We start from the raw sequence: 22,546 nt of genomic DNA, 5'->3' as shown, positions 1-22,546 counted from the left end.
TTATGCTCCTTGGGCTAGATTGTCATCGACAGCGTTACGTACAAACTCGACATGTGGGCCGAATACAACATGGACATGGTTACTGGATGGGATGAACGTCCCTGAAGAGCCAGCGTCTTTGAATTTCTTCACATCTATAATTTTCTGATCTTTAACGTCAATACGAAGGCGGGTAACACAGTTTTCGACACGTTTGATATTGCCTTTACCACCGAGGGCTTCCACCACGATATCCGCGATCTTGCCGTACTCTTTGTTGATCAGCAGCGTGCTATCACCAACATCCTTCTCGCGTCCCGGCGTCGCCACATTGAATTTCACGATGGCGTAGCGGAAGACAAAGTAGAACACCGCAAAGTTGATCAGGCCGAGTATGACGAGGTTCAACCATTGGGTGTTTTCGTACATCAGGCCAAAGATACCGAAGTCAAAAATCGTACCTCGGATGTAGCCCATTGAAATATCTAGGTAATACATCGGCACCGTCAGCAGTCCACACAGCAGGGCGTAGACAAAGAACAGTTTTGGCGCGATGAACAGGAATGAGAACTCCAGTGGCTCGGTCACGTTACCCAAGAACGCCGTCAATACGATGGTCAGGATCAGACCTTTGGCAATAGTCTTGTTCTTGGCAAACGCCGTGTGGTACATCGCCAAGCCAATAGCCGGAATACGGAACAGGGTCGTTAGCATTTGTCCCGGTGCCAAGTAGGCCGAGATAGTCGGCATATACTCTTCCCATGCCGGATGGTTAGGGCCCAGCTCGAACAGGATCTGGTTCATCGTTGGCAAAATACCGGTGTAGGTGATGCCATCAATGACATAGATCCCGCCCGCTTCGGTAAAGCGGATTGCCGAACTGAAGACATGGTGAAGGCTAAACGGTATCAGCAAGCGATTGAGGGTCCAGAATATCCCAGGACCAAACCCTTCAGCCATGAAGACGCTCGATAGGCCGATCATGGCCGAAGTAAACATGTTCCAGAAGAAGGGGATCAGCAAGCCGATTGGCACAATAATCGCAATCGAAATAATCGCGACTGACTTCTTACCGCTGAAAAAAGCAAACGCGAGCGGCAGCTCCAGTCGGTAAAACCTGTCGGTGGTCAGGGCTGCCACCAAGCCGGCAATGATACCGCCGAGTGCTTCAATCTTGAGGGTGTGGACCCCCAACACGAGCCCTTGCCCCACCAAGCCGGGGTTATCGGTCGTCAGGGTACCGGTGAGTTGCAAGCTGACTTTCATCGAAATCAGCAGGGTCAGGTAGGCAATAACAGAAGCAAAGACGGCAATGCCTTTTTCTTTTTTCGACATGCCATATGCCACCCCCATTGCGAACAGCAAAGGAATATTAGAAAAGACGACGCTGGCAATATCACGGAGGGATTGAAACAGTGCAGTAAAAAAATCATTCCCTAGGAGCGGGAGTTTTTCCACCATGTATGCTTGCCCAAGCGCACTCGATACGCCCATGATCATACCTACCGGGGCTAACACCGCGATGGGGAGAAGCAAGGAACGACCAAACGTTTGGACTTCATTTTTGAAGTTGGAACTCATTGTCGGGTACCTATTGGATTAAGTTACCCTCATCATAAAATTTTGCTAAGGGCTATCAAGGTAAGAAAATCAGCTAAATCTGACGCACAAAGTGCCCTTAAATAAAATGTTCTTTGAACTGGTTTTTTAATAAATGTCGTAATTCATCCGGAGACAGCTGCTGGATCTGCTCAACAAAACGGTCCGCCGGGATCTTCCTGGCCGAGCGCGATAGGCCGAGCTGCTTAAGCGCCCTGAGATCGCTTTCTCCAAGCTGAAAATCCACTTTGACCGATGTCTTGCCATGAAACGATAAATAACGGGAGATTTTATTGGTAAAGGTGATCAATACATCGTATTGGTTTTCAGGTATATGAATAGTTTCATTACTGTTGACGATCCCTTTAATATCGACATGGAAGTGGGTTTTAAGTTTTTCAATAAAATAGCCAAGCTTGTTATATGACGAATTGCTGACGAGATAAATTCTTGCCCTTTCACGATCGATAGACTTGTTTTGGACAACATATTTCTTTATTACCATGGTAATGGTTGCAAGATGGTTTTCATTCAATTCAAGGCCAACACATCCCTCGACATCCGAGATGTATTTCTTCACCAGCTGGTAGACAAAATGATGGTTTTGCTCGACTTTTAATAACTTCTTATCCGGAAAAGAAATTCTCAGCTTTGCCTGAGTCAAGCAACTCTTTATGACACTATAAAGATCGGCAAAAAAGTCATTCCTGTTATGGATATGGGTTTGGATGTTATTACATATATTTTGGGAAAAGTACTCAATTCTTGGCGTAAGCCGAGGATCATAACAATTGTATTTCCCAGCATAAAAAGTAAGAGACGCAATAATACGGCTGGCCAGTAGGTTTTCTTCACGGTTGTCAAAGATGATGAAATATTGATTCGATAACCAGTCGTCAATATCCAGCGGCGATAACCGACTCCCTCGAGTCACTCTCAATAACGTCAGTGCAAAGTAAATGATAAGGAACTTCTTCGAATTATAGGAAAGCCGAACTCGGTATTGCTGCTCAAGCTGATCGTACATGGTCACCGAAGCACGTAGATACTTATGGCAGCTTGACAAAAAATGTTTGGCTATCACCCTGTTAACCGGCGTATTCGAGAGATGCTCAATAAGCAAGTTATCCTTGTCCAGCTCCAACGTATTGAGTACTGTTTTTGCTGTATGGATACGGATCTGTGCTTCTTCCCCTGTCAACCTCGTGCCTTTCTTCACGACGGTTTCATTCGCTAGCCCCAAGCTGTCCAAGGTTGAAAGAATATATTTCCGATCATTTTTGAGTGTGGTATCACTGACATTAAACAAAGTATAAAACTGCTTTTTATTAACCGTGTCCGTTAAAGCCATCTCAACTAGCAATGCCTTTATTCGTTCATCGGTATTAGTATGATACTGGTTTAATGATAATTGATTGAGTAATTGCGTATAACCCGAATATGAAAAGTTTGTGGTAATATTTTGTTTATCGAAGCGAATAAAATCATTTACCTCAATCAAGTCATTAATTTTATTAACACTTCTTACGATGGTCGATTTGGTTTTTTTAAAATAACTCTCAACCGTTTTTAGAGGAACAGGTGCATACTCCTGTATATATTTGGCAAGGGCTAAATCAAAGCTATTCATTGCTATTCTTTAATGATTATTCGGCGACAGCATTATATATACATTTCAACTCCATGGTGGTATTCAACAAAAAATCAGTGACAGTACTCACAATTAATATTTACTATAAAGTTTCAACAACATAAAACCTGTTATAACTAAGTTCACAGATAAACCACTAAAAGTTCATATTTAACCCACTGATATATAATAATTAATACGATAACAGCATCAAAACAAAATCAAATAAATTAAATTTATAGTAAAACCCAAAGCAAACATCCATATACACGCTTTAACATAGAGCCATAGGACCTTTTTCATACTCCCTCTCTATTACTAACGTGGAAAACTCAGGACCCGTTTAATGTCAAGACACAGCAAGGGCCTCAACCTCTTAACTAACAGCACCTTATATAGATTAATTAACCATAGTCACAATCAACCACCCCAAATGTCTCATTGCGGCGACGGTCTAGGTATCGCGATGACATCCATCATTTGTTACCGATGATTTTTGCATTCCAGCTATCGGTTTATTTGTTTAGAGCTCTAACCTTTTGCCAATTAAAGCACAGAGGCAAAAAGTGATTTTTTCGCTGATAAACGGGCATTGCACGCTGTTAATCGACGCTATTGGCTTGGATTGATGAATCTATAGAGCGAAAGATTTACTTTTTATTAAACCTGAATTACACAGAAAGAGAGGCTGTTTTTTTCAGCCATTTTAAACGCTGTGTACTGTAAGGATTTTGCGGTTATTGGCACCAAACTCATGTGCTAATGGTTAATCCGGAAACACGATACCCATCACGACCATGCGGCATATAAGGAGAACTGCAATGACCTCCACCACAACACAACAGCCCATGCGCATAGGTTTTTATCTCACTCACAATTTCACGATGATTGCGATGGCATCAGCTATTGAAGTGCTGCGCATGGCCAATCAGCTGTCTGGGAAAACACTGTACCAATGGTTCACTCTCAGCGAAGACGGTAAGCCGGTTGCCGCCAGTGATGCGCTGGAAGTGGGGGTCGATGACCAGATACCATCCCGACTCGCATTTAATGCCCTGATCATCTGTGGCGGCGTCCAAGTTGAGCGCAACTGTACCCCACGGCTGATCAGCTGGCTTCGCCAACTTGATCGGCAGCAGAAAACCCTTGGAGGGATCTGTACTGGCAGTTATGTGCTAGCCAAGGCGGGAGTGATGGTGAATCAGTCTTGTGCTATCCATTGGGAACATCTGGCTGGATTCCAGGAGCTATTTCCCTCGATAAAAACCACCAATAAATTATTTACGCTCAGCGAAAAACGAATGACCAGTACCGGGGGGACCGCCCCCATGGACATGATGCTTACATTGGTCGCCAATCACCATGGCAACAAACTCAGTGCGGCCATTTCAGAAATGTTTATGTGTGAGCGGATCCGCAATGGCGAAGATGTCCAGAAAATCCCACTACGCAGTCTGGTCGGTGCCTCACAGCCAAAGTTGCTTGAGATCGTCTCTCTGATGGAAGCCAATCTAGAGGATCCGATCGGTATGGATGAATTGGCGGGTTTTGTTGCCCTGTCGCGGCGACAGCTCGAACGGCTGTTCCAGAAACACCTGCAGTGCTCGCCTTCACGTTACTACCTCCAGTTGCGCCTCAGCAAAGCAAGGCAGTTACTCAAGCAAACCAATATGTCGGTAATTGAAATCTCGGTCGCCTGCGGGTTTGTTTCAACCCCTCACTTCAGTAAGTGTTACCGGGACTGTTTTGGGATCCCTCCTCGAAATGAACGGATAGGGGTTGCGGAGCCGAAACTTACTGCGAAAGGTAATACCACCGAAGTATCCGGGGTGGATAGTGAAGCAGGGCTCAACACAGGCTATGACGACCCAAACGCTATCCCACAGGAAGCTTACTGAGCCCATTAGCGCTTGAGCACCCCTTCTCGGCGCAACAATTCTAAAATTGCCTTGGCAGCCTGCAGGGGCGATTCTTCTTGCAACACCCGCCCGGTTTGGCCTTGCGTCACTGTCGTGGCCGCTTTCATTCGCTCTATAGCGGTGGTTGCGGTTATGACCTTAAGCCGCTTGGGACGGTGCTTTTCCGGCTGCAACTGCCACTGCTTGGGTTCATCATCTTCCACCTGTGCCAGACTTGGCTCAACGGCGCGGATAACGCCATCACGGGCCTTGGCAAAGGCACTTTGCCGAGCGGCTGGTGCGGCGCCATTGATCGTGACGACTACCGGTTGCCTGACTAATAACTTGCGACGCTGACCGTGCGGCAGCGCTTGAAGTAACTCAAGTTGTCCTTCACCCAGAGAGCTTAGGCCTGCAATGTGCGGTACCAGTGCCCATCCAAGCAGATCGGCCAACTGATAAGGCAACAGACCTGATGCTTCTCCCGACTCAGCCTGCTCACCGCACAATACCAAATCAGGCTCAGCTTGATTGACATATTGAGCGAGCATCGATATCCGCTCGGCGGTTTCAGGCAGATTAAGTACCGTTATCTGGCCGATCCCCATGCCCAAATAATCACGCAGTACCGGGTTAGCGCGGCTGCCAGCATGGACAACCTCCAGCATCGCCCCCTGTTGTTGCAGTGCCAGCTCTAAAGCCTGTGCATCTAGTGTTGCACGACAAGGCCGTCCGGATACCGGATGTATCCCCACCGATACCAGTACCATAATTTGCAGCGGCTCACCCAGCATCATCCCACCTCTCACCCGCTTCTTTGACCAAAGCCTGCATGATCTCCGTACTGTTACCAATCACGCTCAAATCAGCTCGGCCGACCATGGCACATCCCGGATCGAGGTTTATGGCTATCACTGTGTCGCAATGCTCCATCCCCTGCATATGCTGAATTGCCCCCGAGATCCCTACCGCGACGTACACCCGAGCCGAAACCCAAGTTCCCGACGCCCCCACCTGTGCCGCCCGTGGCATATTGCCATCATCAACCGCGACTCGGCTGGCCCCTTCGGTTGCCCCCAGCGCCGCTGCCGCCTGATGGAAAAGTGCCCAGTCCATCACCCCATTACCACCGGCAAACACAAACTCCGCCTCGGGCAAGGAGATCACGCCAGGATCGACGGCAATGAGCCCCATATCATCAATCCGCGCATGTACTTCAGGCAAGGCATCCAATGAGACCGATCTTGCCTGACAACGGTAGGCAGAAACCGGCTCGGCGATCTGCTCGGCCACCAGCAAGATACTCTCATGCGGACGACGGTACTCCTTGCCGCTATGGCCTGATCGGCACCACACCCAGAGATTGTCTATTTCCACGACGCCGGTCGCTGCCCGAACATCAAGACAGGCAGCGAGACGCCGACCAAGATCGGCACTGCTTAAGGTCATATCACCAAACAACCAATAGCGAGGTGCAAACTGCTGCTCAGCCTGTTGCAACAAAGCCAGTTGCCACTCCGGTTGGTAACCCTCTCCGGCGACGGAGGAGAGATCCAGCCATCGATCAACCCCAGCCTCGGCCAAGCTGTCACCGTTACTCGCCGTAAAGAGGATGGCTAATACTGCGCCGTCCCCATTCATGCCCTCCCTCTCGGCTTCAGGCTGTTGTCCGATCCCACCGTTGGCCAGTTGCTGCGCCAGTCCCAGCATATCTTTATCGCCAGCGGTTAACTTGCCACCGCTCATCTCAGGGATCACGGCAACATAAAATGCAGGCTCATCAACTTGATGGAGTGGCAAACGGTTGACTGAATGCAGATGGTTGACTGAATGGAGACGGCTGGCAGATGCTTCATCGGCTCCATGGGCATCAGGGGAGGCTTCCGCTAGGCGATCGATACGCCGCAGCCCGTTGGGGCCGATAAAGCCACGTTGATGGGGGCTCTTACGCTCTACGACAGAGCCACCTTTCGGCGCAGTACTCGCCCCTGATAACAGAGCCTGGTGCAAAGGATGAAGCCGGTTACGTAATATGTGCTCGCGACGAGGACTACGCCTTGGCAAGTGGCTCATGGTGACTCCTCCACCACTCCGGCTTGCGGCAACTGAGCCTCAACAGGTAATGCCTGCAACAATAGCTCGGCAATATCTTGTACTTCAGGACGGGGGAGCACAACGCCTTCGAGCATCAGGCTACACTGTGGGCAAGCCACCACAACGATTTCAGCCCCTGTCTCCTTCACATCACCCATCCGCAAATCGGGAATGCGCAGCTTTCCGGGGATATCCGTTACCGGCGCCCCACCGCCACCGCCGCAACAGCGGGAGCGGAACCCCGATCGTGCCATCTCCCTCACATCGACACCCATGGCATTTAACAGCAATCGCGGGGCATCATAGCCGCCGTTATAGCGCCCCAGATAGCAGGGGTCGTGGTAGGTCACCGATAGCCCCTGTACCGGTGCCAGTACCAGCTCTCCCTGAGACACTAGATCAGCCAGTAGTTGAGTGTGATGCCAAACCTCATAGTGACCACCAAATTCGGGATATTCGTTTTTCAGCAGATGAAAGGCATGCGGGTCGGCAGTCACTATGCGCCGAAAGCGATATTTGCCCATCACATGCACATTGGCTTTGGCAAGGCGCTGGAATGTCGCCTCATCACCAAGCCGGCGCGCCAAATCACCACAGTCGAGCTCTTCATTGCCCAGCATGGCAACATCAAGCTTCGCCCTTTTCAGCAAGGCCACCAAGGCGCGCAGCGTTCGTTGGTTACGCAATTCAAACGCACCATCCCCAGCCCAGAGCAGCACATCGGTTTGTTTTACCTCGGCCAGAAGCGGAATTTGCAGATCGACAGCCCAGTTATGGCGTTGTTGCGGCGGGCGACCATTGGGGTTATCCGTCGCGATCAGGTTATTAAGTACATCGGGCCCTTTACCCGGTGTCATACCCTGCTCCAGGGTCAGATGCCGTCGTAGGTCGACAATCGCATCCACATGCTCAATCATCATCGGGCACTCTTCCACACACGCCCGGCAAGTGGTACAAGACCAGACAGTCTCCGGCTCCAACAGTCCTTCTAACAACGGCTTGTCTGGCCCGCCGCAACCAGCATGCTGCCCTTGGCCCGGATGGGGGCTGCCATGGTAGTTGGCTGAAGTGCCACCTGCCATACCGGTCACCATATCCTGGATTAGCTTTTTCGGGTTGAGCGGTTGCCCGGCGGCAAAAGCAGGGCACACTTTTTCGCACCGGCCACACTGCACACAGGCGTCAAACCCCAACAACTGGTTCCAACGAAAATCTGTCGGCTTTGCCGCCCCCAACCGAGGCTCGGTCAGGTCGATGGACTTTAGCCCTGTTGATCGGCCGCCACCAAACCGCTCTGGACGTGAATGAAAGGCAAGGTGCAGTGCGCCAGCAAAGGCATGTTTCATCGGTCCACCCCAGGTTAGCCCAAACAGCATCTCGCCTAATCCCGCCATCACCGCAACCGCAACCGGCACCAACAACAGCCAGGGAAGCGAGTGAATGCCGAACAAACCCAGCAGACTCAGCAGCAAAAACGTGCCAGAAAACACCATCAGGCTTTTTGGCAGACGCATCCACGGTCCTGCGGATAAATGGGCGGGCAGCTTGTGTCTGCGCCGCGCCACAAAGACCGACCCAGCCAACATGACAGTGCAGGCGGCAAACGCCAGAAAATGCATGGCTCCCTGATTGAGACCAAACAGGTAAATGAGGATCAGTATTACCATGGCGGCAACAAAGCCACCGGCAGTCGCGACATGGGTGTGAGCGATAGACTTGTCACGGGCCACCACATTGTGAAGGTCGACGAGATAACGCCGTGGCACACTGGCAAGCCCGGCCCAGATATTGACCTTGGAAGGGCGCCCCCGACGCCACATCCTTACTCTGCGAACAGCACCTGCAAGAGCCAGCAGCAACCCTAATAATAACAGCACCGCAACCAAAGATGTCAGCATCGCCTATCCCCTAGAAGTCCTTACACAAACGTAAGGCATCATAAATTGCAGCATGGATATTGCGCTGCGAAGCACAATCTCCAATTCGGTATAGCAAATAACCTTCGCCATGACGGGCCAGACCCGGCTGCGGCCGGGCGGCATACAGCGCTTCGAGATCAACCTGCCCTTTATTAAGCGAATTCGGTTTTAATTGGTAATACAGTGACTCGGCGGGGCGGATGCCATTTTCTATCACTACCTGATCCAGCACCCGCTCCTCCCGTTGCTGGGTGTATTCATTTTCCAGCACGGCAATCACGTTATCCCCTTCGCGATAAACCTGATCCAAGCGCATATCCGGTGTCATGATCACTTCACGCTGATAAAGGCTACGGTAATAGGTCGGAAACGTAGTGCCGCCCACCGCGGCCCCGGGTTTCACATCATCGGTAACTAGCTCAACCAAGGCGCCTTTCGCCGCCAAGTAGTCTGCCACCGACATGCCGGGGAACTCGCAAATGGTGTCATAGACCAAGACATTTTTACCCGGTTCAACCTCGCCGCTGAGAATATCCCAGCTACTGACCACCAAGCCATCTTTTGCCCCCCAGCCCGGACACTGGTCGACAAATGGCTGGCCGCCTACCGCCAAGATCACCACATCAGGCTGTTGGGCCAGAATACGTTTCTCATCGGCCTCGCAATGCATTTCCAGCGTGACACCAAGCCTTGCCAGTTCCAGGGCAAACCAACGGGTGATCCCGGCAATCTGCTCCCGCTGCGGCGCTCTAGCCGCAAGGTTGATCTGCCCGCCGAGCTGGGCGCTTTTTTCTAGCAAAGTCACCTGATGGCCCCGCTCGGCACACACCCGAGCAGCTTCCATCCCCGCCGGCCCGCCACCGACCACAACCACCTTGCGTACGGGGCCGCGGGTCTTGCTGATAACGTGCGGCATCGTCGCTTCCCGGGACGTTGCCGCATTTTGCAGGCACAGGACATCCAGCCCCTGATACTGGCGATCAATACAATAATTGGCCCCTACGCACTGGCGGATCTGGTCAACCTGCCCCAACTTCACTTTGGCAATCAAATGCGGATCGGCAATATGGGCCCGAGTCATACCGACAAAATCGACATAGCCACCTTCCAATACCCGCTGCGCCTGAGTCGGATCTTTTATGTTCTGGGCATGGATCACCGGCACCTTGACCACCTGCTTGATGCCTGCCGCCAAATGAAGAAAGGGTTCAGGTGGATAGCTCATGTTGGGGATCACGTTGGCAAGCGTATTGTGGGTATCACAACCGGAACCGACCACCCCGAAATAATCCACCAGCCCAGTGGCATCGTAGTAAGCGGCGATTTTCTTCATGTCTTCATGGGTCAGGCCATCGGGATGGAACTCATCGCCGCAGATCCGCATTCCCACAGCAAAATCGGGCCCAACTTCGCGCCGCACGGCTTCCAGTACCTTAAGGCCAAACCGCATCCGGTTTTCAAAGCTGCCGCCCCATTCATCATCACGCTTGTTGACTCGTGGACTCCAGAACTGGTCAATCAGGTGCTGGTGTACCGCAGATAACTCGATACCATCCAAGCCGCCTTGTTTGACCCGTCGCGCCGCCTCAGCAAAATCGAGGATAATCCTATCAATCTCTTCCGGTTCAATGGTTTTACAGGTGGCACGGTGTACCGGCTCACGCACCCCGCTCGGGCTGAGCAGATGCGGCCAGTCGCCCCCGTCCCAGCGCGAACGGCGTCCCATATGGGTGATTTGAATCATGATATGTCCGCCGTGCCGGTGAACGGCATCAGCCAGATTTTGCAAATGAGGAATAACATCGTCGATACTGAGGTTGACCGATTTCCACCACCCCTGCGGGCTATCAATAGAAACCGGACTCGATCCTCCACAGATGCACAGCCCGATCCCGCCTTTGGCTTTTTCCTCGTAATAGCGGATATAGCGCTCGGTCGGCATGCCGTTATCCGTCGCATAAACCTCGGCATGGGCGGTACTGACAACCCGGTTACGGATCATCAACTGGTTGATAGCCAAGGGTTGAAAAATGGCATCAAACTGAGACATACCTGCTCCTTATTCCCTTTCCTGCGGCATTACTTCAAACAGACCGTAATCACAACCAGTCTGGGCCTCGCTCTGCCGCTGAACAGCCACCGTACTGATTGGCAGTCCTAGCGCCTTGGTGATCTGATCCATTGCGCCGGCAAACCAACCGGTAAACATGTAGTCAACTTTACGGTCGACCTTGCCGTAATGGCAGACAAAGGCAGAATGCTCGAGCCTTACCCGGGCCCGCCCCTGCGCCACGTCCAGCATTTCAACATGAAACTGCCCCCAGCCCCGTTGCGACAGCCGCTTCATGTAGTGCTCAAACACCGCCGCCCCTTCAAGCCCGTGGGTTTGGGCTTCTTTTTCACACCAGTAATAGGCCGACTGGAAACCGGCGTCGTATAGGATCTCGGCATACTTTTCCGCCCCGAGTGCCGACTCCACCGCCGTATGGTTATTGATAAAAAAGTGGCGGGGTACATACAGCATCGGTAAGCCATTGGTGGTCCAAATCCCCGTCTCATCATCAACTTCAATCGGAATGTCCGGACTGTGCGTATTTAAACCAGGTGATGTTGGTATTGTCATCGACAGCTTCCTTTTGCTAAACGGCTATTGACTCACCCACTATGAATCCCACTACTCTCCCCAGACCTCTTTCAGGACCCGGACCCAGTTTTCCCCCATGACTTTCTGCACCCGACGCTCAGGCCAACCATGTTCGAGCAACGCTTGAGTCAGATTGGGGAACTCACCGATAGTACGGATCCCTTTGGGGTTAATGATCTCGCCAAAACGGGTCAAACGGCGGGCATAGCCTTTGTCGTGGGTCAACCATTCAAAGAAGGCCTGATCATGCCCTTGGGTGAAATCGGTACCGATCCCGACACAGTCTTCGCCGGCAATATTGACGATATAATCGATCGCCTCGACATAATCCTTGATGGTCGACTTGATGCCGTTTTTCAGGAATGGAGCAAACATGGTAACGCCAATAAACCCGCCGTGATCGGCAATGAATTTGAGCTCATCATCGGACTTATTGCGCGGATGCTCCTTAAGCCCGAGCGGTAGGCAATGGGAGTAACAGACCGGTTTTTCTGAAGCCAGGATCACCTCCTGCGACGTTTTTTCCCCGACATGGGAAAGATCGCACATCATGCCGACCCGGTTCATTTCAACGACCACTTCATGGCCGAAACCAGACAGCCCACCATCCCGCTCATAGCAGCCCGTACCGACCAGGTTCTGGGTGTTATACGCCATCTGGGCGATCCCCACACCGAGCTTTTTGAATATCTCCACATACCCGAGCTGATCTTCAAAAGCATGTACATTCTGGAAGCCCAAAATGATCCCAGTCCTTCCCTCCTCCTTGGCCCGGTAGATATCCTCAATACCGCGTACCGGACGGATCAAATCACTGTGGTCACGGAAAAATCCGTTAAACTCGACAATATTATCCATGGTGGCCTGAAAGCCCTCCCAGACTGACACCGTACAATTAGCGGTGGTGAGCCCCCCCTTCGCCATATCCTCGAACAGGGCTCGATCCCATCTTGCGATGATCAGACCATCAATAATGATAGATTGCTGGTGCAGTTGCGCAGCTTCAGACATGATTCCCCTCCCGGCCCTTTAGGCCGTCATCATTGAATGCATACAAAACACGGTCAAAACAGTCCGACGATCTCCCCTTGCGCATCGAGCTTAATATCCAAGGCTGCCGGATGGCGCGGCAAGCCGGGCATGGTCATAATGTCGCCGCATACCACGACCACAAATCCCGCCCCGGCCATTAGGCGCAGCTCCCTTACCGGAAGGGCATGATTAATCGGCGCCCCCTTCACATCAGGCTCCGATGTGAAACTATAGGGCGTCTTGGCAATACAGACAGGCAGGTGGCCAAAGCCAAGCTGGTGAATTTCTTCGAGTTGGCGCAGCGCAGCAGTACTGAACTGTACCTCGCAGGCTCCGTAGAGGCGGGAAGCAACAGTATGGATTTTCTCGTCCAGCGGCATGTCGTCCGGGTAGAGCGGTGTCACGGTTGGCGATGGATGCTGAAGTTGCTCCAGCACCAGTTGGGCAATATCCAATGCCCCTTCACTGCCGCGCGCCCAATGCTCAGCCGAGGCAACACGGACTCCCGATGCCAAACAACAGCGTTGGATCACCGCAATTTCTTCTTCGCTATCACCGGGAAAACGGTTAATCGCAACCAGCGGGGCAAGACCGAATTGCTGGATATTCTGAATATGGCGCAGCAAATTGGCCGAGCCAATTTCGACCGCAGCAACGTTGGGCAGATCAAGGCTATGCTTCTCTACACCGCCATGCATTTTTAATGCCCGTACCGTACAGACCAGCACCACCGCATCGGGAGACAACCCTGCCAGACGGCACTTGATATCAATAAACTTTTCGGCACCTAGGTCAGCGCCAAACCCAGCTTCCGTCACCACCACGTCGCTCAGTGCAAGCGCCGCACGGGTCGCCATCAGGGAGCTGCAGCCATGGGCAATATTGGCAAAAGGACCGCCGTGAACCAGCACCGGATTGAACTCTAGGCTCTGGATCAGGTTCGGCATCATGGCCTCTTTGAGCAATACCGTCATCGCACCGTCAGCCCCCAGATCACGGACTGTCACGACACTGCCGTCACGCCGGTAACCAATCATCATCGCACCGAGACGGCGCTGGAGATCCTGCTGATTTTCAGATAGGCACATCACCGCCATGATTTCCGAGGCGACGGTGATATCAAAGCCAGATTCACGCGGCACGCCATGGGCCGCTCCCCCCAAGCCGCAGACAATATTACGCAGGGCACGTTCATTGAGATCCATGACCCGCCGCCAGCTGATTCGGCGCAGATCCAATTCCAGCTCATTTCCCCAGTGGATGTGATTATCGATCAGTGAGACCAACAGATTATGGGCGACTGTGATGGCATGAAAGTCACCATTGAAGTGCAGGTTCAGATCTTCCATCGGTATCGCCTGCGAGCGGCCTCCCCCTGCCGCTCCCCCCTTCATACCAAAACACGGCCCCAGTGATGGCTCGCGCAAGCACGCAGTGCTGTTTACACCCAACGCGTTTATCCCGTCTGACAGGCCGATGCTGGTGGTCGTTTTCCCCTCCCCGGCCGTGGTCGGTGTTATCGCCGTCACCAGTACCAACTTGCCACGCTGGTGTCCTACATCAAGCTGGGCCATGTCTAATTTAGCCTTGTAATGGCCGTAGGGAATTAAGGCATGAGGTAACAGCCCCAGCCTTTCAGCAGCAACCTCAATGATAGGTTTCGGTGTCACCGCACGGGCAATATCAATATCAGGGCTCCCCGGAGGCGGTAAATTATCCGGTGGTAGCAGGACAACGTTAGAATCGTTATTCACCGTTAACCTCCTTCGTCGAAACGGCAGGACATGTACAACACGTTATAAATAGGGACTCGCGTCAGTAGTTGCCTCTCAGCCACTGGGCTGACTGCTTCAGTCCGCCAAACGGGTAAAGATGGATCCCACCAAAAGCGGTGGTAGGGTTCACGGCCTTATAACGTGCCATCTCCTGTACCAGCAAGGTCGGTGTCCAGGGTTTCAATAACTGGGATGCCTTCAAATTACGGCGCAATGCGCCAACAGACTCCACAACCCCGCATTGCGCCGCATAGTAGAGCAAGTTTTTCAGCCGTGTCGGTCCCGGCATCCCCAGATAAACAGGCAAAGGGCCAAGCCGCTCCTGGTTGTCTTCAAGCCAGCGGATAAAGCGCTCCGCACCAAATGAGAACTGGGTCACGATCCACATCTCAATCTGGTGCCTTTCGGCATACTCCCGCTTGAAAGCAAGCGCAGAGCTTAACTCCTGGTGTGTTGCTACCGGATGTCCTTCGGGGTGACCGGCCACACCGATGCCCAACAACGGATGATCGGCCAAAATCCCCGACGCCAGCAAGGCGATGGTATTGGCAAAAGGACCAGACGGTGGATTTTTTTCACCGGCAATCAGCAAAATATGCTGAACACCGATATGGTTCAGCGACCACAGCCATTGGTGCAAAACGCCTTCACTGGGTACCGAGCGAGCCGGAATATGGGGGATAGGAACCATCCCCCAGGTCAGCAGCCGCTCACACGCTTCAAAGGTGTCTTCAAACCGTGCTTTCGGCAATAACGGAACATATACCCGAGTGCCGATCCGCAGCCATTCCGGCATGGTGGTGAGCTTCAAGACCTGCTTGGGGGTCGCTTCAAGGGTGGCTTCCGCCAGCAATTGATGCAGGATGGGGGCAATATCGAGCTCATGGAATCCGCCCCCGCTGCTCTCGTTATACGCGTCACACTTCATACCGTACTCCAGCGCACCCAGGTTTATTACTAGGATTTAAAACCCTAGTTTGGGTGCCTAGCCAAGTCCTGGTTTCTAGTCGACAAAATCGCTACCGCGGGATTTTGCCACCTCGCGCGAGTTAGGGTTGACTGATGGCCGGAACGGTACCTCTACCACCTCGGCATCAACCACGCCACCGCCGTACTCTGAGGGCAAAGATACGCGCAGTTTAGTACCGATCTCTTTCAACTCCCAAGGCACATGGGCCAGTGCAATATTGGTTTGTAGCTCGGGCGAGTACCATGGTGAGGAGACATAACCGAGGGCCTCACCACCTGCTTCACCGTAAACCAACCAGAAATCATTGGCATAGTCGGTGATTTGCTCACCACCAAGCACTATGCCCACCATGGTGAGCTTAAACGGCGGTGTCCCGGCATCAATTTGCTCTCGCGCGTTTTCCAGAGCGGCCTTACCAACATAATCGGCATCTTTATTTCGCGGCACCTGATACGCGAGGTTGCACTGAAACGGCAGGGTTTCCTGATCGATATCCTGTCCCCAGGAGAGGATCCCGGCAGCAATACGACGGTGGTGAGCCGGGGCGATCACCCGCAGTTTATGGGCTTTTCCTGCTTCCAACACGGCATACCACAGCTTCTCGGCATCTTGGGTAACATTACGGCAGTATATTTCATAACCTTTTTCTCCGGTGAATCCGGTTTGTGAAATCACCACCTTACAGCCCGCGATCTCGGCTTCCATCAGGCCATAGTAGGGGATCTGACTCACGTCCTCGCCAAACAGATCCACCATCAGAGCCTCAGATTTTGGTCCCTGGATCTGTACCGGGGCAACATCGATCTCGGCAATCGAGACGTCATATTGCTTGCCGAGGTTTATCCCCCGTAGCCACAGCTCCAAATCACTGTCCGAAATAGAAAACCAGAACTCATCTTCAGCAAGGCGTAGCAATACCGGATCATTGAGGATCCCACCATCCTCATTGCACAAAATCACATACTTGCCATGCAAAGGCTGAATTTTGGCCGCATCCCGGGTGATCACATAATTGACGAAGGCTTCTGCATCAGGGCCCTTGACCTGGATTTGCCGCTCGACCGCAACATTCCACATGGTGACATCGTTAACCAAGGAGTCATACTCCACCATAGCTCCGCCGTCTTCTGGCAAGATATAACCACGAGGATGGTAAATACGGTTATAAACTGTCGCCCGCCAGCAGCCGGCCTCGATAGAGAGGTGCCAGTACGGCGATTTCCTTACCCGGGTAGAAATCAGCATTTCAACAGGCGTCGGTCCTGACTGTCGCAAGTTGATCGGCACGCGACGATGCGATTGATCAACACTGGTTTCGTGGCGCGCCACCCCGGCGCGCGCTTGCAGTAATCGTTTGTCGTATTTGGTCATGGCTTTTACCCTCGTCCCCTTAACGGTGTCCCCCTTAAATGTGACTGTTTTGGGAAAATTGATTTTCCAATCTACGACATGAATGAATCCAAAAACGTCGTGCAGCCTCTTTAGAGCAACATTATTGCCATTCCAAACCATATTCTTCGCTGGCATCTTGCAACCAGAGCCAGAGATAATCAGCAAAGCTGCGTCGGACCACCAACTCAAACTCCATCTCGGCGCTGCGCCGCAATACCACCTGTGTTTTGGCAAACGCCGTGCCGACACACTTACCGACCGGCATCGAACGGATATCAACATCATAAGGCGTTGATTTTCTCAGCACCGCTTCTGCCTGCAGACCTGACAGTACAAGGACACACTGACCGCCGCTGACATCAACCACAGAAAAATGACCTTGCAGCTGCCGGTGCAACATCGCTTCGAGTTGCCGCTTGGGTGATGACAGAACCAACCACTCATCGGGGGCCAACCACCAAACCTGCACACCTTCCATTTGAGCTGACGAGCACGCTTTTCGGGGCAACGGCAGCCCAAGTACTGCCTCTACATCATCAAAGAACCTGTTATCCCCTCCGCCCCGAATAAGATACAGGGCCTGCTCTTTTCGCTCCTCAAGCATGACCTGCGGTGTATCTGATTTACTCGGCCTTTCAAGGGAATACCTCTGTACATGATGCAAGGGAGATTCATAGCGCAGCGCTTCTGATGGGGTATAGGAAAATTTAGCCGGCGGCATGACAACAGACTGGCGCTCGCCTTCGGGATCATAAAACGTCGCATCGCAGATCTCAGCGGCGAGTACCCGCCCGTTGCCCAAGGGAAAGTAGATTTTCTCGCCCATCCGGCTCAGACCGCCCTTGATCAGCCCCAGTGCGATGCTGTGACCTAGCGTCGCACTGTAATAGCTAGAGCTAACATGCCCGATCATCGTCATAGGAACAGGCTCATCGGGATCATTGACCGCCTGCGCCCCTTCGGGGATCACCGTGTCTGGCTCAGTGCACTTCAACCCCACCAGTTGCTTGCGATCAACACGCAGGGTATCTTTGCGCTGCCACGACCGGCGGCCGATAAAACTAAATGCCTTTTTCCTGCCAGTGATCCATGCCATGTTCATATCCTGTGGCGTCACCGAGCCGTCAGTGTCCTGCCCGGCAATGATAAACCCCTTCTCGGCCCGGAGAATATGCATCGTCTCGGTACCATAGGGGGTAATGTCAAACTCCTCTCCCGCCGCTATAAGCTGCTGCCACAGGTACAGGCCATAATTGGCATTGACGTTGATTTCATACGATAGCTCGCCGGTAAAGCTGATCCGAAATATGCGTGCAGCAATACCGGCAATCCGGTGCGGCTGCCAGCTCATGAATGGGAAAGCGGCATCAGAGAGATCAGCCTCCGGCAACATTTTCTGCAGCAGGGAGCGGCTATTAGGGCCCCCGATCGTCATGGTGGCCCAGTGATCGGTCACGCTGCTCATGTAAATTTCCAGCTCCGGCCACTCCGTCTGGTGCCACAGTTCCAGCCAGCGTAACACCGCTGCAGCCCCACCGGTCGTTGTGGTCATCAGGAAGTGGTTGTCATCAAGGCAAGAAGTCACCCCGTCATCAAATATCATCCCGTCTTCCTTGCACATCACGCCGTAGCGGCAGCGCCCCGGCGCCAGCTGGCTCCAGCCATTGGTATAGATCCGATTGAGGAAATCGCGGGCACCCGGCCCCTGAATATCTATCTTGCCCAGCGTCGAGGCATCAATGATCCCAACGCTGTTGCGGGTTGCCATGCACTCCCGATCCAGCGCCTGCTGCTGAGTTTCGTTGCCACGCGGGTAATACCAAGGCCGTTTCCACTGCCCGACATTTTCAAACTTAGCCCCCTGCTGGAGATGCCATAGGTGCATCGCGGTAAAGCGGGCCGGATCAAATAAATGCCCCGCCTCCCGGCCAGCCAGTGCACCGAAGGTCACCGGGGTGTACATCGGACGAAAAATGGTCGTGCCGGTTTCGGGAATAGTCTGCCCGAGGGCATTGGCGGCGATAGCCATCCCATTGATATTGCCGGTCTTGCCCTGATCGGTGCCAAACCCCAGTGCGGTATAGCGTTTCACATGTTCGATCGACTCAAACCCTTCCCGGATTGCCAGCTCGATACCTGCAGCCGTTACATCATTCTGGAAATCGACAAACTGCTTGGGGGCACGACTGGTCGGGAGGTGATGGGGAATATGGTAAAGCGCCATCGGTGCAGACTCTGCCGGATCATTGGCCTGCGGTAATGGTGCTGGCCGCAGTGAAACCTGCAAACGATCGGCAACCGCCTGAGCCGCTTTGCCCCCATCTTGCAGCACAGCAGACAGGGCATAGATCCCCTGAATGCCTCCCGCGTAGAGCAAATCGGGATTATTCGGTACAAAGCCGGCGATATCATCACGCCATCGCGGTCGGCTACCGGTATGGCAGGAGAGGTGCAAGGCCGGGCTCCATCCTCCAGAACTCGCTACCGTATCGCACTCCAACACGCAGGTATCATGCTGGCCCACCTGACCGCCGTTGTACTTGAGCTGGGCTACCTCAACCGCCTTGACCCGTTTTTTCCCGCGAACATTAATCACAGCATGGCCCGGAATAATGTCTATCCCAGCCGCTTTGGCCAGCTTAGCCCGCTCACCAGTAACGTGTTGACGAGTATCGACAATAGCGACCACTTCTCGCCCCGCCTCATGCCAGTCAAGTGCCGCCTGGTAACCATGGTCATTGGCCGTCATCACCACAAGCCGACTCCCGGGGATCACGCCATAACGACAGATATAAGTAGATACAGCGGACGCCAACATACAGCCGGGAACGTCGTTATTGCCAAACACCAACGGGCGCTCTATCGCCCCGGTCGCCAGAACGATCTCTCTGGCCCGTACCCGGTGCAGCCGCTGGCGAGCACCCGGTTGGTTTTCGCCAAGATGATCGCTACGGCGCTCAACAATCCCGAGAAAATTCTGGTCGTAATAGCCAAATGCACTACTGCGTGGCAACAAGATAAAATCAGGATCGGCGACAAGCAAGGCCAACGTATCAGCCAGCCACTGGTTAGCCGGTTGGCCATCAATCCACTGCTGACTACCGAGTAGACAGCCGCCGAACTCCTGTTGTTCGTCCGCCACCATTACCCGCAAACCGCTGCCAACAAGCTGCCTTGCCGTCACCAGCCCAGCAGGGCCCGCGCCAATAATCAGCACATCGCAATGATGGTGCATTTTGTCATAGCTATCCGGATCGCGAGCCTGTGGTGCTTCGCCAAGCCCTGCCGCCTTGCGGATGTACTTTTCGTAGGTCATCCACATCGATTCGGGATACATAAAGGTTTTGTAGTAAAAGCCGACCGGCATCAGGCCACTGCCGACTTTGCCCAGGGCGGATTTCAGATCCCACCCGCCCAATCCTCCAGGGGACAGGCCATCCACACTGCTGGCCACCAAACCGTCATATAGCTCGACTTGGGTTGCTCGCAGATTGGGGATCGTCGTTGCCGGCGTACTGCCGACCTGAAAAATGGCATTGGGCTCCTCGGCCCCGGCGGCAAGGGTGCCGCGCGGGCGACCATATTTGAAACTGCTGCCGACAATATCAACACCGTTGGAAATCAGGGCAGAAGCCAAGGTATCCCCCCGATAACCGGCGTAAGTTGTGCCGTTAAAAACGAAGCTCAGCGGCTGGCGGCGATCAACCCGACCGCCGAAAGATAAGCGATTGGGCTGGCTCATTCGCACTCTCCTTCCTTATTGCCGGGAACGGGATCACTGAGCTTGTATACCCGCTCAATGTCATAGCTCACTGTATGGCGGACCACGTTGAAGAATTTGCGGCAACCAGTGGCATGAAACCACATTTCCTTATGACTGCCTTTGATGTTATTGCGGTGAAACAAGTACCGCCCCCACGCTTCATCACTGATCTTGTCCGGCTCCGGCGGCCGCTCGATATGGGCCTCTCCCGCATAGGTAAATTCTTCTTCCCCACGCAGTTCCTCACAATATGGGCAGTAAATATTCAGCATCGTGTTCCCTCCCTAATGCGCCACGCCTGCCGCGCCGTGTTCATCAATCAAATGGCCGCTGACGAAGCGGTCGAGGGAAAAAGGCCTGGCCAGGGCATGCGGCCTATTGTTGGCGATAGTGTCTGCAAACACATGGCCGGAGCCCGGCGTCGCCTTGAAACCACCGGTCCCCCAGCCGCAGTTAAAATACAGCCCTTCAATCGGGGCCGTGCCAATGATTGGACAGGCATCGGGACAAATATCCACAATCCCGCCCCAATGGCGGTTGAGCCGGACCCGACTGAGAAAGGGGAACATTTCGATGATAGCGGCAACAGTGTGCTCAATAACCGGGAAAGAGCCGCGTTGCCCGTAGCCAAGGTAGCTGTCTATACCGGCCCCGATCACCATATCGCCTTTATCTGACTGGCTGATATAACCGTGTACGTGGTTAGACATCACAACGGTATCCAAGCAGGGCTTGAGCGGCTCTGACACCATGGCCTGAAGCGGGTGCGACTCTATCGGCAGGGTCATACCTACCATCTTGGCCAGCTCACCGGAATTTCCCGCCGCAACGCAGCCAACTTTACCCGCCCCGATAAAGCCGCCCTTTGTCTCAACGCCCTGTACCCTGCCAGCCTGGACCCGGATCCCTGTCACTTCATTTTGCTGGATAAGATCAACCCCCAGCCTGTCTGCGGCTCGGGCAAACCCCCATGCCACGGCGTCATGGCGCGCGGTTCCTGCCCGAGGTTGCCAGCTCGCCCCCAGTACGGGATAACGAGCATTTGGCGAGCAATCCAGCAGCGGTACTAAGGCTTGTACCGCCTCACTATCGAGCACTTCACCGTCGATACCATTGAGGCGGTTGGCATTGACCCGCCGCTCGATATCCCGCATATCCTGCAGGGTGTGCCCTAGGTTCAACACTCCGCGCTGGCTGAACATCAGGTTGTAGTTCAGATCCTGAGAGAGCCCCTCCCACAACTTCAGTGAATGTTCGTAAAGCTGGGCCGCTTCATCCCAGAGGTAGTTTGAGCGGACTATGGTGGTATTACGCGCAGTATTCCCTCCGCCCAGGTATCCCTTCTCCACGACGGCCACATTGGTAATGCCATGGTTCTTGGCCAGATAATACGCCGTCGCCAGACCATGCCCACCACCGCCGATGATCACGACATCGTAGCTTGGCTTGGGAACGGGGTTTCGCCACACCCGCTGCCAATGCTCATGAAAACTCAGCGCATGCTTGAATAGGCCGAAGCCAGAATAGTGATTGGTCTTTTCGCTCATTGCTGATGCCTTTTCAGGTAGATACAAGCCGTGTACCAGCGTGCAGACACGCTTCCCTCAGATGAAGCCTAATGCTCAACCTGTAAAAAATTTGCCCGGTTGCGGCGAAAAGCAGCGGATTTGCGACACTCGATGAAAACGAGTCTAGTCAAGAAATTACAGGAGAGTGTATATAAGCGTTTGCATCACATTATTGTGATTATTTGAAAGGGGGTAATTTGGATAGAGTAAAACATGAAAAGGCTTCAAAATTAGACGAGCAACAGAATTTGACGTTGTTCGTTTACGACACACTTTCAATTGC

15 protein-coding genes are annotated in these 22,546 nt (G+C 53.1%); 1 reads left to right on the top strand and 14 read right to left on the bottom strand.

Annotation, left to right across the window (positions count from 1 at the left end; translation table 11 throughout):
* Positions 1–1,560, bottom strand: a complete 1,560-nt coding sequence (locus L4D79_RS18870) for a PTS transporter subunit EIIC (protein ID WP_428653147.1) — start codon at positions 1,558–1,560, stop codon at positions 1–3.
* 97 nt (positions 1,561–1,657) lie between these two features.
* Positions 1,658–3,208 (bottom strand): PRD domain-containing protein, encoded by a 1,551-nt coding sequence (locus L4D79_RS18865; protein WP_428653145.1) that lies wholly within the window; start codon positions 3,206–3,208, stop codon positions 1,658–1,660.
* An 821-nt stretch (positions 3,209–4,029) separates the two neighbouring features.
* Here L4D79_RS18865 and gbdR point away from each other — a divergent pair.
* Positions 4,030–5,106 (top strand): choline metabolism transcriptional regulator GbdR, encoded by a 1,077-nt coding sequence (gene gbdR / locus L4D79_RS18860; RefSeq protein WP_428653142.1) that lies wholly within the window; start codon positions 4,030–4,032, stop codon positions 5,104–5,106.
* A 5-nt stretch (positions 5,107–5,111) separates the two neighbouring features.
* On the opposite strand, the gene L4D79_RS18855 is transcribed toward gbdR, so the two are convergent.
* The 12 genes from L4D79_RS18855 to L4D79_RS18800 form a co-directional block, all read right to left on the bottom strand.
* The gene (locus tag L4D79_RS18855) at positions 5,112–5,903 is read right to left on the bottom strand and encodes an electron transfer flavoprotein subunit beta (protein WP_428653140.1); all 792 of its coding nucleotides are present in this window, start codon (positions 5,901–5,903) and stop codon (positions 5,112–5,114) included.
* Positions 5,890–7,179: an electron transfer flavoprotein subunit alpha/FixB family protein gene (locus L4D79_RS18850; protein WP_428653138.1), complete on the bottom strand. Its 1,290-nt coding sequence runs from the start codon at positions 7,177–7,179 to the stop codon at positions 5,890–5,892. The genes L4D79_RS18855 and L4D79_RS18850 overlap by 14 nt, the downstream gene beginning before the upstream one ends.
* On the bottom strand, positions 7,176–9,098 hold the full coding sequence (locus tag L4D79_RS18845; RefSeq protein WP_428653136.1) for a (Fe-S)-binding protein: 1,923 nt from the start codon (positions 9,096–9,098) through the stop codon (positions 7,176–7,178). Before L4D79_RS18845 ends, L4D79_RS18850 begins: the two co-directional genes overlap by 4 nt.
* Positions 9,099–9,108: 10 nt before the next feature.
* Complete coding sequence (locus tag L4D79_RS18840) at positions 9,109–11,169, bottom strand: oxidoreductase (RefSeq protein ID WP_428653134.1); 2,061 nt, start codon at positions 11,167–11,169, stop codon at positions 9,109–9,111.
* Positions 11,170–11,178: 9 nt separating this feature from the next.
* A complete protein-coding gene (locus L4D79_RS18835; RefSeq protein WP_428653132.1) occupies positions 11,179–11,742 on the bottom strand; it encodes a DUF5943 domain-containing protein in 564 nt (187 codons plus the stop codon).
* A 51-nt stretch (positions 11,743–11,793) separates the two neighbouring features.
* Positions 11,794–12,774, bottom strand: a complete 981-nt coding sequence (locus tag L4D79_RS18830; protein WP_428653130.1) for a dipeptidase — start codon at positions 12,772–12,774, stop codon at positions 11,794–11,796.
* Between the two features lie 53 nt (positions 12,775–12,827).
* Positions 12,828–14,549 (bottom strand): formate--tetrahydrofolate ligase, encoded by a 1,722-nt coding sequence (locus L4D79_RS18825; protein ID WP_428653129.1) that lies wholly within the window; start codon positions 14,547–14,549, stop codon positions 12,828–12,830.
* A gap of 61 nt (positions 14,550–14,610) precedes the next feature.
* Positions 14,611–15,498 (bottom strand): methylenetetrahydrofolate reductase, encoded by an 888-nt coding sequence (locus L4D79_RS18820; RefSeq protein WP_428653128.1) that lies wholly within the window; start codon positions 15,496–15,498, stop codon positions 14,611–14,613.
* A 75-nt stretch (positions 15,499–15,573) separates the two neighbouring features.
* Positions 15,574–16,911 carry a glycine cleavage T C-terminal barrel domain-containing protein gene (locus L4D79_RS18815; RefSeq protein ID WP_428653127.1) on the bottom strand — a complete coding sequence of 446 codons (1,338 nt, stop codon included), beginning with the start codon at positions 16,909–16,911 and terminating at the stop codon, positions 15,574–15,576.
* Positions 16,912–17,032: 121 nt separating this feature from the next.
* Complete coding sequence (locus L4D79_RS18810) at positions 17,033–20,674, bottom strand: sarcosine oxidase subunit alpha family protein (RefSeq protein WP_428653126.1); 3,642 nt, start codon at positions 20,672–20,674, stop codon at positions 17,033–17,035.
* The gene (locus L4D79_RS18805; RefSeq protein WP_428653125.1) at positions 20,671–20,967 is read right to left on the bottom strand and encodes a sarcosine oxidase subunit delta; all 297 of its coding nucleotides are present in this window, start codon (positions 20,965–20,967) and stop codon (positions 20,671–20,673) included. Before L4D79_RS18805 ends, L4D79_RS18810 begins: the two co-directional genes overlap by 4 nt.
* A gap of 12 nt (positions 20,968–20,979) precedes the next feature.
* Positions 20,980–22,242 (bottom strand): sarcosine oxidase subunit beta family protein, encoded by a 1,263-nt coding sequence (locus L4D79_RS18800; RefSeq protein WP_428653124.1) that lies wholly within the window; start codon positions 22,240–22,242, stop codon positions 20,980–20,982.
* Positions 22,243–22,546: the final 304 nt, after the last annotated feature.

This window comes from Photobacterium satsumensis (assembly GCF_050336935.1).
GTDB classification, from domain to species: domain Bacteria; phylum Pseudomonadota; class Gammaproteobacteria; order Enterobacterales; family Vibrionaceae; genus Photobacterium; species Photobacterium satsumensis.
Note: the sequence above shows the minus strand (reverse complement) of the source record. Positions and strands in the feature narration are given on the sequence as shown.